The sequence below is a fragment of the Ruminococcus flavefaciens AE3010 genome, from assembly GCF_000526795.1.
Taxonomy (GTDB): Bacteria; Bacillota; Clostridia; order Oscillospirales; family Ruminococcaceae; genus Ruminococcus; species Ruminococcus flavefaciens_D.
In genome coordinates, this window is record NZ_JAGT01000001.1 from 3,468,288 (window position 1) to 3,486,040 (window position 17,753).

The 17,753-nt window shown below is 47.7% G+C and carries 10 protein-coding genes; 3 read left to right on the forward strand and 7 right to left on the reverse strand.

What is annotated here, in order from left to right; translation table 11 throughout:
• Positions 1 to 60 precede the first annotated feature (60 nt).
• The 7 genes from N774_RS0115290 to N774_RS0115320 all read right to left on the reverse strand — a co-directional run bounded on the left by N774_RS0115290 (position 61) and on the right by N774_RS0115320 (position 14,566).
• A complete protein-coding gene (locus N774_RS0115290; RefSeq protein WP_024862077.1) occupies positions 61 to 1,188 on the reverse strand; it encodes an MORN repeat-containing protein in 1,128 nt (375 codons plus the stop codon).
• A 167-nt stretch (positions 1,189 to 1,355) separates the two neighbouring features.
• Positions 1,356 to 1,985 carry a hypothetical protein gene (locus tag N774_RS0115295; RefSeq protein ID WP_024862078.1) on the reverse strand — a complete coding sequence of 210 codons (630 nt, stop codon included), beginning with the start codon at positions 1,983 to 1,985 and terminating at the stop codon, positions 1,356 to 1,358.
• 218 nt (positions 1,986 to 2,203) lie between these two features.
• A complete protein-coding gene (locus N774_RS0115300) occupies positions 2,204 to 6,412 on the reverse strand; it encodes a leucine-rich repeat protein (protein WP_024862079.1) in 4,209 nt (1,402 codons plus the stop codon).
• 253 nt (positions 6,413 to 6,665) lie between these two features.
• Positions 6,666 to 8,351: a bifunctional diguanylate cyclase/phosphodiesterase gene (locus tag N774_RS17685; protein WP_024862080.1), complete on the reverse strand. Its 1,686-nt coding sequence runs from the start codon at positions 8,349 to 8,351 to the stop codon at positions 6,666 to 6,668.
• Positions 8,352 to 8,538: 187 nt separating this feature from the next.
• Positions 8,539 to 10,278 (reverse strand): EAL domain-containing protein, encoded by a 1,740-nt coding sequence (locus tag N774_RS0115310; protein ID WP_024862081.1) that lies wholly within the window; start codon positions 10,276 to 10,278, stop codon positions 8,539 to 8,541.
• Positions 10,279 to 10,485: 207 nt separating this feature from the next.
• A complete protein-coding gene (locus N774_RS18515; protein ID WP_024862082.1) occupies positions 10,486 to 12,783 on the reverse strand; it encodes an EAL domain-containing protein in 2,298 nt (765 codons plus the stop codon).
• Positions 12,784 to 12,826: 43 nt separating this feature from the next.
• Complete coding sequence (locus N774_RS0115320; RefSeq protein WP_024862083.1) at positions 12,827 to 14,566, reverse strand: sensor domain-containing diguanylate cyclase; 1,740 nt, start codon at positions 14,564 to 14,566, stop codon at positions 12,827 to 12,829.
• Positions 14,567 to 14,787: 221 nt separating this feature from the next.
• Between N774_RS0115320 and N774_RS18520 the strand changes: the two genes are divergently transcribed.
• The 3 genes from N774_RS18520 to N774_RS0115335 all read left to right on the forward strand — a co-directional run bounded on the left by N774_RS18520 (position 14,788) and on the right by N774_RS0115335 (position 17,749).
• The gene (locus N774_RS18520) at positions 14,788 to 15,258 is read left to right on the forward strand and encodes a VanZ family protein (protein WP_024862084.1); all 471 of its coding nucleotides are present in this window, start codon (positions 14,788 to 14,790) and stop codon (positions 15,256 to 15,258) included.
• Positions 15,259 to 15,435: 177 nt separating this feature from the next.
• Positions 15,436 to 16,443, forward strand: a complete 1,008-nt coding sequence (locus tag N774_RS0115330) for a kinase (protein ID WP_024862085.1) — start codon at positions 15,436 to 15,438, stop codon at positions 16,441 to 16,443.
• A 1-nt stretch (position 16,444) separates the two neighbouring features.
• Positions 16,445 to 17,749, forward strand: a complete 1,305-nt coding sequence (locus N774_RS0115335; protein ID WP_024862086.1) for an HAD-IIIA family hydrolase — start codon at positions 16,445 to 16,447, stop codon at positions 17,747 to 17,749.
• The last annotated feature ends 4 nt before the right edge of the window (positions 17,750 to 17,753 follow it).

Here is a 17,753-nt window from a genome sequence, read left to right on the forward strand (position 1 = left end):
CCATGTTTTCATAGTTAAGACCGCCCCGAAGGACGGTCTTTTTATACATATTCGGGAGGATCAGATAAGCTCCTCGCTTATGAGCTTTTCGTTATCCCATTTCTGACGCACCCTGCGTCCGTCGGCAAGAGTGACAATGCCGGTTCCGCAGCGCATATCGTTCAGCCATTCGCCCTCGAAAACGTCGCCGCTTTTGGAGTAGAACACGCCGTGACCGTTCTTTAAGCTGCCGAGGAATTCTCCCTCGAAGCGGTCGCCGCTGCTGTAATAGAAAATGCCGTGGCCGTTTTTCAGGTTGTCCTTCCACTCGCCGTCGTACTTGTTGCCGTTCTGGCTGGTGTACACACCGTAGCCGTTGCGCAGGTCGTTTTCAAATTCACCGTCGTAAACGTCGCCGTTAGCCCATGTGAAAACACCGCTGCCGTCCTTGACGCCCTCCTTGAAGTGACCCTCGTACTTATTGCCGTTGGTGTAGGTGAATACGCCCTTGCCGTGCATTTTGCCCGTAAAGTCTACCTCGCCCTTGTAAATGCCCGTATCGAATTTCAGTGTTCTTGTGGCGTCGGGAGATGGCTTGGGAGTTCCGCTGATAAGCTTTTCGCTTATCATGTCGCCCTCCTTGTAGGTGCGCTTGTATACGCAGTTGTCGCGGTCGGTGAGGGTAGCTTCTCCCTCAAGTCTGCCGTCTATCCATTCACCCTCGATTATACTGCCGTTCTTGCAGAGAAAGACTCCTTTTCCGTGGTATCTGCTTCTGTTCCATGTACCTCTGAACTTTTCCCTGCCGTTTTCGTAGTATTCTATGCCTTCGCCGCACTTCCAGCCCTCAAGCCAGTCGCCGTCGTAGATTATCTTGCCTGTCTGACTGTATTCCTTGCCCTTGCCGTGAAACTTGTCATTCCAGAAATTTCCCGCATAAACAAGGGATTTGCTTGCCTCGTCATCGTCGCCGCCGCGGACGAAATCATAGTAGCCCTTGGCGTATTTCTTGCCGAAGCCGCAGAGCCTGCCCTTAGCCCATTCGCCCTCATATTCTATATCAAGGCTGTTGACGAACACTCCATGGCCGTTGGGCTTCCTTGACGAATCCACATGCCCCGAGTAAGTGCCCTCGCCGAGACTTTTGCTGACGAAGTGGATATTGTTTGCGATACCTTTGCTGACTTTTAGAAAATCCATCATTCCCATAATAACTTCTCCTTATCGTATCTATCTTGTTCAAATGGAGAATTTGCCGAGATAAAATGTCATGCTTTGATAAAAGCGAAATAAATCAAATACATTGTAACATATTCCGTGAATAAAGTCAATGTTAACGAAACATAAAGACCGCCAAAGGCGGTCATATGCATATATTACTGTTTGATAAACAAGAAGCTGCTGCCTGCGTCCTCCTTGTCGTCAGACCAGACGAGACCTGTTTTGGTGCCCTCTTCCGATATACGGACATAGCCTGTGCCGTCGGAGTATTCCTGCTCGCTTGAAACAGAGCCGTCCTCAGCCACAGTCATCAGGCTCTTGATGCAGCTATCATAGCTAAGCACCTGTCTGCCGTTGAATTCGCCTGTGAAGTACCACTCCTCGGTCTCAGTGTCAGATATTTTGCGCGAAACGCTTATCTTATAGAGCTTATCGTTTGTGCAGTCTATTGAAAGGGCAGCACTGCTGTTCTCATCAAGGTAATAGCCTGCGAAGAGGTCATTGTATACAGCGTCTGTCAGGCTTTCGATGACTGTAACGGATGTATCCTCGTAAGTGGCAGTTACAGTTGTAGCTGCTGCATTTTCATCTTCTGTATTTGCAGCTGAAGCAGTTGTTGTCGCAGGCTCGGCGGAAGCCGTTTCGGTAGTGGTGCTTTCAGCTGATGTGGTAACGGCTGTGGTAGTCTTTTCGGAAACTGTATCAGCCTTCTGCTCGTCAGAAGTTTCCCCGCAGCCGCAGAGAAGCATAGTAAAAGCCAGTGCAGCTATCATTTTTCTTTTCATGTTTATCTCTCCTGTGATAGGTATATCTGAGCGGTCAGAGCCTGTTGCCTGACCTGTTATAATATAGCACAATCACGTAGCCATTTCAACTACAAATCGGTAACATCAGAAAATTCAGCGTATTGACTACTTTTGACAAACATGGGTTTGCATATTTTAAGCGCTTTCCGAGAAAAAATCCCCGAACTGTTGAAGTTCGGGGATAAAATATGCTCATATCAGAGAGCTTTGCCGAGGTATTCCTCTAAGCTTATTTTCTCCTTGGTAGACCAGTATGCATAGTATGAAAGGATATACGAAGCGTCTACGGCGTTCATTTTGCCGTCCTTGTTTATGTCTCCCAGCTTTATCTGCTCGGCAGTTGCTTCCTTGTGGTTAGTGGAGTTCTCAGCATAAGCAGCAAGTATGTAGGAGGCATCAACAGCATTTACAGCTCCGTCGCCGTTGTAATCGCCGAATGTTTTCTTTGGCTCAGGCGGCTGTGTTGTGGTGGTTATTGGTGCAGTCGTTGTAACAGTTGTAGTAGTTACAGCAGAGGTCGTGGAAGTTGAAGTAGTTACTGGCTTTGTGGTAGTCGAGGTAGTTGCAGGATTTGTAGTAGTTGAAGTGGTAACAGGCTTTGTAGTAGTTGAAGTAGTTACGGGCTTTGTAGTAGTTGAAGTAGTTACAGCAGAGGTCGTGGAAGTTGAAGTAGTTACTGGCTTTGTGGTAGTCGAGGTAGTTGCAGGATTTGTAGTAGTTGAAGTGGTAACAGGTTTTGTGGTAGTCGAGGTAGTTGCGGGCTTTGTGGTAGTCGAGGTAGTTGCGGGATTTGTGGTAGTTGAAGTAGATACAGGTTTTGTGGTAGTCGAGGTAGTTGCGGGCTTTGTGGTAGTCGAGGTAGTTGCAGGTTTTGTGGTAGTTGAAGTAGATACAGGTTTTGTGGTAGTCGAGGTAGTTGCGGGCTGTGTAGTAGTTGATGTAGTAGCTGGATTTGCAGTAGTCGTGGCAGTAAGGTGAGTAGTGGTGGTAGTTGAAGATGTGGTGGTGGTAGTCGTTGCGGCGGCATCTATATGCACTGACTTGCTTGTGGGCTCGGCTTCAGTGCCTGCATAGCTTAAACAGCCGTTTCTGACTTCGACTTTGACGTCGGTATCTGCATTAAAGTCACCGCTCATATAGAAGGTATCGGTGACATCTTCGTTTGTCTCGTGGAGAACAGGTATTATCTTGATGTCATTGCCCGAGTCGAGGGATACTGTAATCAGGTTGATAGTATCGGGGAGCATATACTTGCTGAACTTGAGGACTATATCAGTTCCGTTGTAGGAAATATCCGTAATCTTTGGAGCTCCGCTGCTGACGAGCGAGAAGTCGATGCTGGTTTCCGAGGAGGGGAATGTTATCCATTCACTCTCCATAACGTCATAGCCCTCAGCCTTGCAGAGGATCTTCCAGTTGCCCTCGGGGATATCCCATGTGTAAGCTCCGAGATCATCTGTATAGAGCGGATTCTGCTGGTCAGAGTTCTTGCTGTCCCATGCGGCAGCCTTGCCGTCCTCACCCATATGGTAAAGAGTCATCTCAGCGCCGCTGACAGCGTTAGACGGAGCTCCCTCATATACGCGACCTGTGGGTGCAAGAGTGAATCTGATATTTCCCGAACGTGAGAAGTATCCCTTGGTAAAGTCGACCTCAGCCTTGGCAGCCTGTATTTTCTCATATTCGGACTTTGTCACCACAACAACGTTGAGTTCGCCCGGAGTATAGCTCTTGCTGTTGTCGAAATAGCCCTTAGCTGTCCATAAGCCTGTGTCCTTGTTGTATTCAGCTTCAAGCATTGCGGTCTTATCCTGCTTTGTGCTTGTGAAGCAGACCTTTTCAACAAGGTCGCTGTTGCTTATATCAGCTGTGAATGTTACGGCTTTGCTGGGGATATAGTACATTACAGGAGATTTGCACATGGTGAATACATCGGTAATGTCCGTATCGGCGTCCTTGCCGTTGATGCCAAGCTTTATGCTGTTTACGGCAGGCTGCTCCTTTGAGTATAAAACAGTGAAGTCTGAGGTAACTGTATCGCTGAACTTTGCTTTGAGCACATACTTTGAACCGTCTGCTCCGTCAGGCAGCTCTGCCGGTAAGGTGTATCTGCCTGTTACAGCGTCGGCAACAGGACTTCCGATGAGCTTGTCATCGAGGTATACCTCAATGGCTTTTCCCTTGGGACCTGTACCGTTTACGGTTATCTTAGTGCTGTTTGTTGTACTCGGAACGGAAAGACTGAGCACATCTGCTGTGAATCTTACTGAGTGTATCGGCTCAACTCTTTCGACCCTTTCGTTCTTGAAAATAAGGTCTGCGTCAATATCAAATGTACCTGACTCGGTCGCCATAGCAGAGAATGTGAGTTTGCCCTTTGGTGCCGAGAAAGTGATCTTTTTCGTTTCGGCTTCCTCAGCTGAAACAGGACCGTCCGCTGTTTTGAACGAATCGGGGATAAGTGTCACGCCGTCGGGGACCGTAAGGGCAATGGTAAAGCTGCTGTCCTCGTTGTAGTGTCCCGAGAGAGCTTCAAAGTCCACTGTGAGATCAACGATACCGCTTACAGCAGTATTCTCGGTTGTGATAGTCATGGTGGATGTCGGACGGTCAAGGTATATCAGGTCCATATCCTTCAGGGCGTAGCATTTTGAAAATGAAAGCCTGTCAAAGGTGAGGTCTGTATTTGAGTAGTCCACCTCTTTGAGACTGCGGCAGTTCAGAAAAGCATTTGCAAGCAGTTTGAGCTTGGGAGAGGTAAAAGTTACCTTTTCAAGTGAAGTACAGTTTGAAAAGGTACTTGTGTAGATAGTCGATATTCCAGAACCTAAAGTAACGGTTTTCAGATTTTTGCAGTTTGAAAAAATACTTGATGAGAGGTTCTTTACGCTGTCGGGGATAACAATGCCGGTGATACCCGAGTTCTTGAAGCAGGAGCCCTCAAGCTTTTCGACAGATGATGGCAGCTCGATCGAAGTGAGACTTGTGCAGTTTTCAAATGCAGATGAGTTTATCGCCTTTAATGAGTCGGGCAGTACGACTTCTTTGAGCATGCTGCAGTTTGTGAGGGCGTTGGACGGGATAGCCGTTATTCCGTTGGTAAATGTTACCTTTTCCAGCTTGCAGCCTGTGAAAGCAAAGCTTGCTGTCTTCAAAGTCGAGGGGAGAGTTATCTCGGTGATGGCTGTACCCGAAAAGGCGTTGCTGCCGATAGTTTCAAGTCCCTCGCTGAAGCTTATCTTTTCCAGTGACTTACAGTCATTGAAAGCGTGGATACCGATGTTCTTTATAGTCTTTGGCAGAGTTACATCAGTAAGGCTGTTGCAGTTCTTGAATATCCATGTAGGTACTTTTACGGCGCCCTCCGCAAAAGAAGCCTTTGTAATGCCGCAGCCGTTGAAGGGGTATACAGCGTCATTAAGAGTGGTAGGGAGAGCTACTTCTGTGAGAGCTGTGCCAGAGAAAGCGTAGTTTCCGAGAGTGGTGAGACCCTCATGGAATGTGAACTCTTTAAGTGACGAGCAGCTGTTGAAAGCGTGGCTTCCTATATTTGTGACTGTCTTGGGCAGAGTTACGTCTGTCAGCTTGGGGCAGTTCCTGAATATCCAGCTCGGTACCTTTTCGGTGCCCTCCGCGAAAGAAGCCTTTGTAATACCGCAGCCGTTGAAAGGGTAAACGGTATCGCTGAGAGTTGTGGGGAGACTTACCTCTGTAAGGGCTGTGCCCGAGAAAGAATAGTTTCCGAGAGTGGTGAGACCCTCATGGAATGTGAACTCTTTAAGCGAAGAACAGCCGTTGAAAGCATAGCTTCCGATATTTGTGACTGTTTCGGGCAGAGTTACATCTGTCAGCTTGGAGCAGTTTCTGAATATCCAGTTCGGTACCCTTACAGTTCCCTCTTCAAAGGAAGCCTTGGTGATACCGCAGCCGTTGAACGGATAAACTGTATCGGTGAGGGTCGTGGGGAGACTAACTTCTGTAAGGGCTGTGCCCGAGAAAGCGTAGCTTCCCATTGATTCGAGTCCCTCGTTGAAGGTAACGCTTTTAAGAGCCTTGCAGCTGTTGAAAGCACTGTCTCCGATCTTTTTGAGGCTGTCGGGGAATGTTACGGAGATTATGCTGTCGTTCTTCTGAAAAGCATACTCACTGATGGCATATACCTTGTTTCCGTCCAGCTCGGCAGGGACTTTGACCTCTGCTGCGGTTCCTGTGTATTTCTTGATAACAGCGCCTTTATCATCTGTGCAGTACTGATAATCGCCGCTTACGAGAGTGTCGGCAGCACTTGCTTCCATTACATTTATTGGAAGACTTACTCCCATATTTGCAAGGGGAGTGCAGCACACAGCGCTTATAGCTGCTGCGGCTGTAAGTGAAGCCAGAAATCTTGTTGCTTTTTTCTTCATCGATTTTCCACCGTCCTGTAATATTTGTGGTTTTATACCAATATACATTATATAATATTTACCCGAAAAATGGAATGTTTTTCCTGAAATTTGTGTGATGTTTTAATTCTTGACATTAATAATATGCCGTGTTTATGCATTTTTTTACGTATGCTCAGCAGCTGAGCAGATATAAAAAAACAAGGCCGCGGGAGTTTTTGTTCCCGTGACCTTTGTCAGTCTGTATACTATGTACTGCCGTATCTGAGGCAGATCATATAGGATATTTTTTTGCGTCCAGTCTTTTTTCAAATTCATCCAGAGGCAGGGGCTTGTCGAAGAGATAGCCCTGTGCCAGCTCGCAGTTGTTGCTGCGGAGAAGCTCAAGCTGTGCGGGAGTTTCAACGCCCTCCACGATACATTCGAGACCCAGCTCCTTTGCCATTGCCACAACATACTTGAACATGACGCTTCTTGTGCTCTCTGTGGACTCACCGTCCAGAGGCAGGAAGATCTTGTCAACTTTAAGAACGTTCCACGGAACGACTCTGATGAGGTTAAGTGAGGAGTAGCCCATGCCGAAGTCGTCAACAGATGTGCATATCTTCTGCTGCTGAAGTCCTTCAACAACACGGCGGAGATCTCTGAACTCAACGTCGGTGGTGGTCTCTGTAAGCTCTATCTCTATGTACTCATGTGGGATCCGGTACTTGTCTATGATGCCGATGATAGTTTCAAGAAGCTCGGGATTTGTCATATGACGCCTTGAAAGGTTTACTGACACGCGGACAACATTCCTGCCCTCGTCCATCCACTTGCGGATATGCTCGCAGACGCGGGTGAGCATATAGAAATCCAGCTTGCATATCTCGCTTGTCTCCTCAAGGACGGGGATAAACTCGATGGGCGGCATTATCTGACCCTTGTGGAACCAGCGGCAGAGCGCCTCTGCGCCGCATATCTCTCCTGTGACGATGTTGACCTTGGGCTGGTAGAACACCTTAAATTCGTTTTTGCTGAGAGCTATTGGAAACATATTGAGGATACGGCTTGAACGCTCCTTGTCCGACATGAGCGTTTCCGAGAAAAACACGATATTTCCCTGTTTATTGGCTCTTGCTATCTGATATGCGTGCATTATCTTTCCCATAATATCATTGGGAACTCTTATCTCGTATCCGTCGGGGATATAGAATACGCCTGCATATGATGAAAGCCTTGCAGTCCTGCCCTCATCGTCTATGACGACGATGGCTTCATTGAGGTAGTCCAGAAGATCGGGGAGATCCCGCTGGTCGCATATGCACACAAAAGCGTCTCCGCCGAGACGTGCCACCATGCCGTTCTCGCCTATGAGGTTCTCGATATATCTGTAGTGGTTGGTAAGGGCTGTATCGCCGCATTTTCTGCCGAATTTCTCATTGATGAGGGAGAAGTGGCGGAGATTGTAGTTTAAGGCAGCCTTGCCGTTGAATTTGCCGGGAGTATTTCCCCACATCATGTACTTGAAGAAGCTGCGGATATTGCGGAAGCCCATATCATCGAAGAAAGCCAGCTCTTCAGCTATGTACTGGAGACGGTTTCGGCTTATAAAGGCTACGGCAGTCCTCATGGTAAGGTCTACCTTGAACATCTCGTCATCTGTCAGGGGCTCTTCGTCCTCTGACATATAAACGGTCATAGTAGTTATGGACATGAGCCTTGTTACGAAGCGCACCGTATGTACAGGCTTGCCCTCCTTGCCCGTGTCATAGCTGCACATGATTTCGCCGCGGTCCAGCTGTTCATCTGCGGGACTGCGGAAAAAACGGGTAACGCCTTTTGAAAGGCGAAACATTGCTGCTATTTCATTAAGGATTGCTTCTATCTGCTCGGTAGCAGGTTTCTGGGTGACGGTCTGTGTCAGAGAAGAAAGCTGTGAATACAAATGATAGAATCTAAGCTCAAGCTCATTATTCATTTACAGCTACCTCCAATCTGTCGTAATAAACATATGAATTCTATAGTTATAAATATTATACTATTTTTTGGACTATATTTCAAGAGGAAAATTGTAAATTCTGTAAAAACACAAGCTTATTGACAAAAAATGCCTGAACAGCTTTATTTTACGTGTCTGAGTAAAGCTGTTCAGGCGCATTTGTTTTTTAAGCGTTCAGTTCTGCCATTACTAAATCCTCTGCGTCCTCGGGAAGCATGGGGCGTCCCCATATGTAGCCCTGAATGAAGTCACAGCCGATATCATTGAGTGCTTCCAGCTGTTCGGGATCTTCGACTCCCTCGGAGATGACCTCAAAGCCGATGATATGTCCGAGGGAAATGATACCCTCAACGTACTGCTTTGAGGAGGTACCCGAATTTATCTTGTCGATAAAGGATTTGTCTATTTTCAGCAGATTAGCGGGGAAGCTGCTCAGGTAGCTCAGAGACGAATAGCCTGTGCCGAAGTCGTCGATAGCCAGTTTTACGCCCATGCTGCGCAGTTCCTTTATGCACTGGATGGCTTTTTCGGGCGAATCGATCATAATGGACTCGGTAATCTCGATCTCCAGCTGCTCGGCGGGGAGACCGCTTTTTTGCAGTATATCACAGACCTCGCTGATGAAGTCGTTTTTCATCAGATGCCTCACGGAAGCGTTCATGCTGAGTATGATATCCGTGCCGGTCTTTTTGCGGAGCTCGCCGAAGAAATTGGCGGCTTTTCTGAAAACAGCGCCGTCAACCTTGTCGATAAGACCCACCTTTTCGGCAACGGGAATGAAATCTGACGGGTAGATCATCTCGCCGTCGGCGTCCCTCATACGTGCCAGAGCCTCAAAGCCGCGGAGCTTATGGGACATATTGAACTGTGGCTGCAGATAGAAGAAGATAGTATCTTTTTCAAGAGCGTCCCTGATCTTGCTCTCTATCTCGATGATACGGTCGATACTGAGCAGCTCGGGAGTGAAATGCATGATATGGTTGCTGTTCTTCAGGCGCTTTACCTCGTTCATGGCAGCGTCCGCATAGGAGAACAGTGAGTCTGCGCTCTTTGCGTCAGAGGGGTATTCCGCATATCCGAAGCTTGCTGTTATGAACAGATCGCAGCCGTCGATAGTCAGGCGGTCAGCCAGTGCGGAATCGTATTTGGAGATGGTCTTTGCTATCTCGGTCTTGGAGTGGTAACCGCGGATAATAAGGACAAATTCATCACCGCTGATGCGGGCAGCGAAGTCAAGAGTGCCCGAGCTTCCCGTATCGGCAATATTCTTGAAGCGCTGGGCTATCTCAATGAGCACCTGATTGCCTGTTTCGTAGCCCATGGTGCTGTTGAAGCCCTTGAAGCCGTTGATATCCGCATGGACAAGAGCAAACTTCTCGCCCCGCCTGATGAGCTCGTTGATAAGCTCGGAGCAGGCGAATCTGTTGGGAAGTCCCGTAAGTCTGTCCGTAACAGCCTGATCGCGCATTCGCGTCTGGTATTCGTTCACCTTGGTGTTCTTGAAGTAGATGATGATAATGGCGATGATTATGAGGATATTGCCGAAAACACCCGGGATATTGGTGAATGCGTGATGCTTTATGATAGCCGACAGCACCAGCGGAAACTGGAGCAGCAGTATGAACAGGGAAGTGAAGAATCCGGGCTTCCCGAAAAATACCACCAGCATGATTATACAGATATTTGCCAGCGACGTCAGAGCTCCCGTAAATGTGCCCCATGGGATAGCATGTCCTGACAGCATTATGGGCGGCAGGTCGGCTTTGAGAGATATATGACGTGCAATTATAGAAACGACTATATAAAGCAGAAGCAGCGCAGCAAACCCGACCTTGGAATGCTTCTGAGCCGAAAGGAGACTGTCCAGAGTTTTCTGGATATTTTTTTTATCATTTTTGCTTTTCAATTAATATTCCCCCTATATTTTTCGGAAATATTCATGATGTATTGAAAGAATGAAATAAAAAGTGCATATTTACATTATTATACAATTATACTATACACTAAAATGGAATGAAAAGCAATAGATAAAATGTAAAATTCTGCATTTTTATGCAAAATAATGATATTACTGTGGAAAACGGGCTGCCGAGGCAGCCCGTATCGGATATGTTTATTTTGTTCTGTTATCGGCAAGCTTATCGTAAAAGTCCTCAAAGTCGCTGACTGGCATGGGCTTTGCGAAGTAGTAACCCTGGAACAGGTTGCAGCCCATCTGCTCAAGTACTTCGTACTGTTCCTGAGTCTCAACGCCCTCTGTCAGTGAGATTATGCCCAGCTCCTTTGTGAGGTTGATGATATTCTTGACGATGGTCCTTGCCTTTTGCTTTTCACTGGTCTTGCCCAGGAATTTCATGTCTATCTTTACCACGTCAACAGGCATGTCCTTCAGCATATTCAGCGATGAATAGCCGCTTCCGAAGTCGTCCATCTCAACGATGAAGCCTGATTTCCTGAATTCGTCCAGAAGCTTCATGCGGTTCTCGGCGTCGTTCATCATGACTGTTTCGGTTATCTCGATGCGGAGCTTTGACGGCTCCAGACTGTATTCCTCCACCAGCTTCTTTATCTCAGCCACAACATCTACGAAGTAGAAGTCCTTGGGGGAGATGTTCACCGAGATGAAAAGGTCGATGTTTTCTTTCTGCCAGCGTGAAAGTATCTCGCAGGCGCAGCGCCACATATGCTTGTCTACCTCCACTATCATGCCGTTTTTCTCGAAAACAGGGATAAAGGAGATAGGCGAGAGGAAGCCCTTGTCGGGGTGTATCCACCTTACCAGCGCCTCGGCACCCACTATCCTGCCCGATTTGTCAGCTATGGGCTGGAGATATGGGCGGAGCTGATCTGTTGATATAGCGTTGTAGACCTGTGAGGATATCTCCTGGTTCCACAGGAGCTTTTCGCGTATCTCGTTATCGTAGTAAGCGATATGGGTGTTGTATTCGTCGCGGATATTTGACAGTGCAAGGTGTGCGCGGTCGAACATCACTGATATGTCTTTGGTATCGTCCGTATCTGTGGCGTAAACGCCAAGGTGTATCAGCAGATGATAGCCGTTCTCGGCAAGCTCGCTCTTTATGGTGAAGTGGGAGAGCTTGTCCTCGAGAAACTCGGCGTTGAACTGGGATTTGGGCATACAAACGCCGAAGGTGTCACCTGCAAGTCTGCCGTAGCAGCAGTAAGCAGTGACGTTTTTGCGTATCCAGTTGGCTATGTACATTATAGCATCGTCGCCGAATTTTGTTCCGAAGATCTCATTGACCACCTTGAAGTTCTTCACGTCAACGTAGATTATGTAGTATTCTGTGTCGGGATTTGCGGACATAGTCTCGTAAATGCGCTGATACAGGTATTCGCGGGTATAGAGCCCCGTCATAAGATCGTGAGTGGCGTCATACATCTCACGCTTCAGTCTCTGCTGTTCCTCGGTATTATCGCGTACTATCAGGTATGTTCCGGAAAGCTTCTGATTGTCAATGGCACGGCGTTCCTCGAGGGTATAGTATCTTGCATCGAGACCGCTGCCTATGACGCGCTGATTGCTGCCTGATTCTACATAGGAATCGGGATTTCCGAACATTGCTTTGAGCTTGTCTGTTATATCATCAAGCTTTAAAGTATCATTACCTACAAGGGCATAGCCGTTCTTGTTTGCCCATATACAGCTTCCCGAGGCGTCGAACATGAATACCGCGTCTGATATTTCCGAGACGAGGCCCGAAAGCATGCGGTCGAGAAGCTTCATCGGTCTGTAGTACAGTGAGAAGTAGAAAAAGAGTATGCCTAAAACTCCGAAGCCCAGCATTGAAGTGTCTATAGGAGTTCTGGACATGATGTAGAATGTCTGCCATATGCCCTCACCTATGAGAGAGAGCAGTATTATCAGGTACTTTTCGGAATAGATACGGGGAGTGTTTTTGATCGCCAGAATGAATATGAGAAGAACTGCCCCGAAAATGCCGTAGTCCACTATGCGGTGGAAGCTCTGTCCGATAAGCGGGATAAAGCGGTAGTAATCCATACCATCGACCATTATCCTTTCAAGCTTGAAGGCGTGACCGAAGAGGGGATTGAGCAGCAGCTGTACCGCGTCTATGACAAGCAGTGCATATATGAACTTAGGCGGCTTCTGACCTTTTCCTACGCCCTTGCAGTACTTCATGGTAAAATTGATGAGTGCGAACATTACCATATCGAAGCCGAGGAAAAACAGATAACAGCCAATGAATGACACAGTTCTGCTGACTGAGCTAATAATGAGCAGATTTCCCAGAACAGGGGGGATAAAGGCTGCTTCAAACAGTGCTACTGTCCTGCCCATTGGCTTCTGAGTACGCCTTGCAATGTAGGTACATATCATCAGCGCAATAATGAGCACAGCAAATATAACAGAAAAAATATTTCTCACAGCCTCACCGCCTCTCGTTTAAGAATGATCAAGTATTTTCGTATCAGCTTTCACGCATGACCTTGCATTGCTTTTTATTATCGTACATAAGATTGTCGGCGCGTTCAAAAACGTCCTGTACACGCATATCCGTATCTGGCTCGTACTCGGACATTCCTGCCGCCATAACCACCATTCCGTTATGTTTATTCTCTTCAAGGAGCTCATACAGCTCCTTCAGGAGATATTGGCGTCTGACGTAGTCCCAGCCTTTCAGTATAACAGCGAATTCATCGCCGCCGATGCGAAAAACCGGACTGCGCTTGAAGATATTGCATATTATGGAGCAGGAATCCTTTATATATTCATCTCCTGCCTTGTGACCCTGTGTATCGTTTACCAGTTTAAGACCGTTCAGATCGCATACAACTATGGCAAAATCAAACTGTTCGTTTTTTGAGATAAGATCGTCCAGCTCAGCCTCTGCCTGAACGTATGCACGCTTATTCTTTACGCCTGTGAGCTCGTCACGGGTAGCCATAGCAGCGGCGTTCTTTGCTCTGTCAAGAGCGTCGTTATAGTCCAGCTCCATGCGCTTTACGGCGTCGATATTTGCCACGGCAACGATGATATGCTCGGAGTCCTCCTGGGGACGTACAGCGTACAGGGCTACATACTGCGGTATGCCGTCAAGTATGAGCCTGTAGGTGAGCATGACCTTTCCGTATGTGGAGAGATTGTTCAGCAGGTTTTCCTTTTTCATGGAAAGAGCCATCATGGGAAGATCATCAGGGTAGATATCCCGCTTCATGTTCTCCTGCGTCTCTGCGAAGAAGTCCTCTCCCGTAGTACCTACTTTCAGGCGGGTATACTTGTCGCTTGCACTGTACTCGGCATACTCGTTGGTAACGATATTGACATGGTAAATTACCTCGTAGCGCTTTGCCAGAGCCAGAGAGATGTCGCTGAATGTACGGCTTTCGGATTCACGCTTCTTTTCCGCGTCGATATTGCGGACGCCCACAACGAGGTGCTCCTTGTCGGAGCTCTGTATGAAAGCAAGCAGGTTCATGTACTGGTATTCGTCGTCTACAAGCTGTCTGTATGTCAGTGAGACAGTACCCGTCTTATGGAGATTATCTAACAGAGTATCCCGCTCCAGCTCGTGGATTATCCTTTCGCGGTCATCAGGGTGGAGCACTCGCTTTGTGTCTGCTATTGCACGTGAGAAGAAGTCATCACCGTTTCTGCCGAAGCCCAGCTTAGAGAATATCTCACTGGAACTGTACTCCGTATATGCGCTTGTTTCAATATCTATATGATAGATTATCTCGAAAAGGCTTGCCAGTGACTTGGCTATCTCGGAGTAGGCGATGCTGTTCTTTTCAGCTTCCAGCTCCTTGATCTTTTCCTCATGTATATCGCGGACGCCGATGATGATGCTGCGGTCGTCGGAGCGTATGGACTTCAGGAAATAATACCGCGGCTCACCGTTGAAATCAAGTCGGTAGGTCAGAGAAAACGAGCGCCCGTTTTCAAGAGCCTGTGTGAAAGTGCTTTTCTTGAAGGCGTTGAGGAAAAACTCCTGATCCTCCTCCCAGACCAGCTCGCGCACGTTCTGCGGGACGTCCTCAAAGAATCTTTCGCCGCTGGATACCTGTATGAGCTCCTTATCGGCTCCGTTGGGAGAATATTCCACATAGCTGTCGGTCTCGGCATCTATGACATAGATGCTGAGATAATCGTTGGCAAGGGCAAGAGCAAGGCTTGCAAATGATATAGGAGACTTGTCATTCGTTCTCATATCTTCAGCTCCTTTGATTGGGATCAATAATATGATAATAAAACTTTATGTTGATATCAAAATATTTTTGTTTAATTATAACATAGAAGTCTGATTATTTCAATACTAAACCTGCATATGTTTACATATAATTAACAAATCAAAAGGTGATCTTTCCTTGCTTTTTTTCATAAAATGTGGTATACTACTTATAAATTACGAAAGCGGGGGGCTGAGCAACGATGTTAAAACTTATAAACAAAATAAAAGGGCTCAGCCGCAGAGAACTTGTCATCAAGGGGCTGTGCCTGTTCGCAATTCTCATATATGTGTACTGTGTTCTCAGCATTACTCTTATCGACAGGACCGCAGGTATGCGCCGCCATGTGCTGAGACCTATGTGGGAGCTTAGTACCATGCTGCAAAGCGGCGATTACAGCTACTGGTCGGGACAGATAGGCGGCAACCTCATAATGCTGCTGCCCCTGGGATTTCTTCTGCCCATAATGTCCGACAGATTCGGAAATATAAAGGCGGCTGCCGCGGCAGGTCTTGTGTTCTCGCTGTTCATTGAGTTTTCTCAGTATTACACGGGCAGGGGACTGTTCGAGGTGGACGATATCATCCACAACACCATGGGTGCCTGCATAGGCTGTATCATCTATGTTTTTATGATCGAGAAGCTCATAGGCAGAGAGTCGGATATGGAATAAATACTGTAAAGCTGTCCCGAAACGGCATATATTGTGCCGTTTCGGGGCTTTTCGCTGCCCTATGGGCTGTAAATATTGACAATGTGCTTGAAAATAGTATATAATAAGTCTGTATGAGCCTCTGCACTCTGATTATATGACAGGCTCATATATGGTCAATTAAAGGAGAAAACATACATGATAATTACAAAAACACCGTTCCGTATGTCGTTTTTCGGCGGCGGAACTGATATGGAAAGCTTTTTCAGCGAAAACGGCGGAGCAGTCCTGTCAACCACCTTTGACAAGTACTGCTATGTGAATGTGAGACATCTGCCCCGATTTTTCGACTATACCACGGAGCTTTCCTACTCAAAGACGGAGCGCGTGAACAATGTTGAAGATATAATGCACCCCCTTATCCGCAATGCCATGAAAATGCTGGATATGCATGAGATAAGGCTTACCTACGAGGCTGATCTGCCTGCCCGCTCGGGACTTGGCACAAGCTCCTCATTTGCGGTAGGTCTGCTGAACGCATTCTACGCATTAAAGGGCAAATACGCCGACAAGAAGCGCCTTGCCGAGGAGGCTATCCACCTTGAAAGAGTGCTCTGCAATGAGGCAGGGGGCTGGCAGGATCAGATAGCGGCTTCATACGGCGGTTTCAACCGCATAAACTTTAGTGACGACGGCTTTGAGGTGCTCCCTGTTATCATAAGTCCTGAGAGAAAGCATCAGCTAAACAATAACCTGATGATGTTCTTCACGGGCTTTACCCGTTTCTCTGCTGAGGTGCAGCAGGCAAACAAGCTGGATGCGGCTGGGAAAAAGGCTCAGCTCAAGGAAATGTACAGCCTTGTGGACGATGCGGAGCGTGTTCTCACGGATAAGACTATTGACCTTGACGAGTTCGGCAGGCTTCTTGACCACACATGGAGACTGAAAAGACAGGTGGGCGCAGCAGTCAGCACCAACAGCATAGACGCCCTATATCAGAAAGGTCTTGACGCGGGAGCTCTCGGCGGAAAGCTTCTCGGAGCAGGCGGCGGCGGATTCCTTGTGTTCTACGTTCAGCCCGAAAAGCAGGAGAGCGTCAGAAAGGCTATGAAAGACCTTATGTACATTCCATTTGAGTTTGAAAACGGCGGTACACAGGTGATACACTATACTCCCGAGATATACGTGCCAAAGGAAGAGGAGTAAGATGAAAACAGTTATAATGGCAGGCGGAAAGGGCACGAGGATATCCTCTGTGGCTTCCGACATACCAAAGCCAATGATAAAAATAGAGGGCGTCCCCGTCCTTGAAAGGGAGATATGCTGTCTCAGGGAGCAGGGCTTCACCGATATGATACTGACCGTGTCTCATATGTCAGAGCAGATAATGGACTATTTCGGTGACGGCAGCCGTCTCGGCGTAAATATCGAGTATTTCGTTGAGGAGCAGCCCCTTGGCAATGCGGGTGCCCTTTTTAAGCTCCGTGACAAGCTCACCGAGGACTTTCTGCTGCTCAATGCAGACGCGGTATTCGATATCGACTTCAACCGCTTTGTGGACTACCACAGGCAAAAGGGCGGACTGGTCACACTGTTCACTCATCCCAACAGCCACCCCTACGACAGCGGTCTGCTCATTGCAGGCAGTGACGGCACGGTGGAGAAATGGCTTGCCAAGGAGGACGACCGTCCTCAGTGGTACAGGAACAGAGTCAATGCAGGACTTCACGTAATATCGCCTAAAGCACTTGATATGTGCGGGATCGATGCTGATATCATAGGTGCTGAGCGTGACGGTAAAACTGTAAAGGTCGATCTTGACCGACAGATACTGAAGCCTCTTTGCGGTACGGGAAAGATGTTCTGCTACGACAGTCCCGAATACGTAAAGGACATGGGAACTCCCGACAGATACGAGGCGGTGTGCGCAGATTTTGCAAACGGCGTAGTTCAGGCGAAAAATCTCCGCAGCAGGCAGAGAGCCATTTTCCTCGACAGGGACGGCACACTCAATAAATATGTGGGATTTCTGCGCAATATAGACGAATTCGAGCTTGCAGACGATGCGGCAGAGTCTGTTAAGCTCATAAACGCATCGGGCTGCCTTGCCATAGTTGCCACAAATCAGCCCGTTATCGCAAGAGGCGAGGTCACATTCGATGAACTTGCCGAGATACACAACAAAATGGAGACTCTCCTCGGTCATGAGGGAGCCTACCTTGACGGCATATACTTCTGTCCTCACCACCCTCACAAGGGCTATGAGGGAGAGGTGCCCGAGCTTAAATTCGACTGCGAATGCCGCAAGCCCAAGGCAGGAATGCTCTTCAAAGCCGCCGAGGACTTCAACATAGACCTGTCACAGTCATGGATGATAGGCGACGGCGAGAACGATATCCTTGCAGGAAAAGCGGCAGGGTGCAGGACTGCCCTCATAGGAAACGAAAGCTTCGGACAGGACATTACCGCTGATACTTTAAGCGAAGCGGTAAAGCTCATAATGAAGCAGTAAGAAA

Bases quoted from the DNA above. Each gene is read 5' to 3' on its own strand.
- N774_RS0115335 (WP_024862086.1), top strand. From the start codon at position 16,445: ATGAAAACAGTTATAATGGCAGGCGGAAAGGGCACGAGGATATCCTCT.
- N774_RS0115320 (WP_024862083.1), bottom strand. From the start codon at position 14,566: ATGAGAACGAATGACAAGTCTCCTATATCATTTGCAAGCCTTGCTCTT.
- N774_RS0115290 (WP_024862077.1), bottom strand. From the start codon at position 1,188: ATGGGAATGATGGATTTTCTAAAAGTCAGCAAAGGTATCGCAAACAAT.
- N774_RS0115330 (WP_024862085.1), top strand. From the start codon at position 15,436: ATGATAATTACAAAAACACCGTTCCGTATGTCGTTTTTCGGCGGCGGA.
- N774_RS0115295 (WP_024862078.1), bottom strand. From the start codon at position 1,985: ATGAAAAGAAAAATGATAGCTGCACTGGCTTTTACTATGCTTCTCTGC.
- N774_RS18520 (WP_024862084.1), top strand. From the start codon at position 14,788: ATGTTAAAACTTATAAACAAAATAAAAGGGCTCAGCCGCAGAGAACTT.
- N774_RS17685 (WP_024862080.1), bottom strand. From the start codon at position 8,351: ATGAATAATGAGCTTGAGCTTAGATTCTATCATTTGTATTCACAGCTT.
- N774_RS0115300 (WP_024862079.1), bottom strand. From the start codon at position 6,412: ATGAAGAAAAAAGCAACAAGATTTCTGGCTTCACTTACAGCCGCAGCA.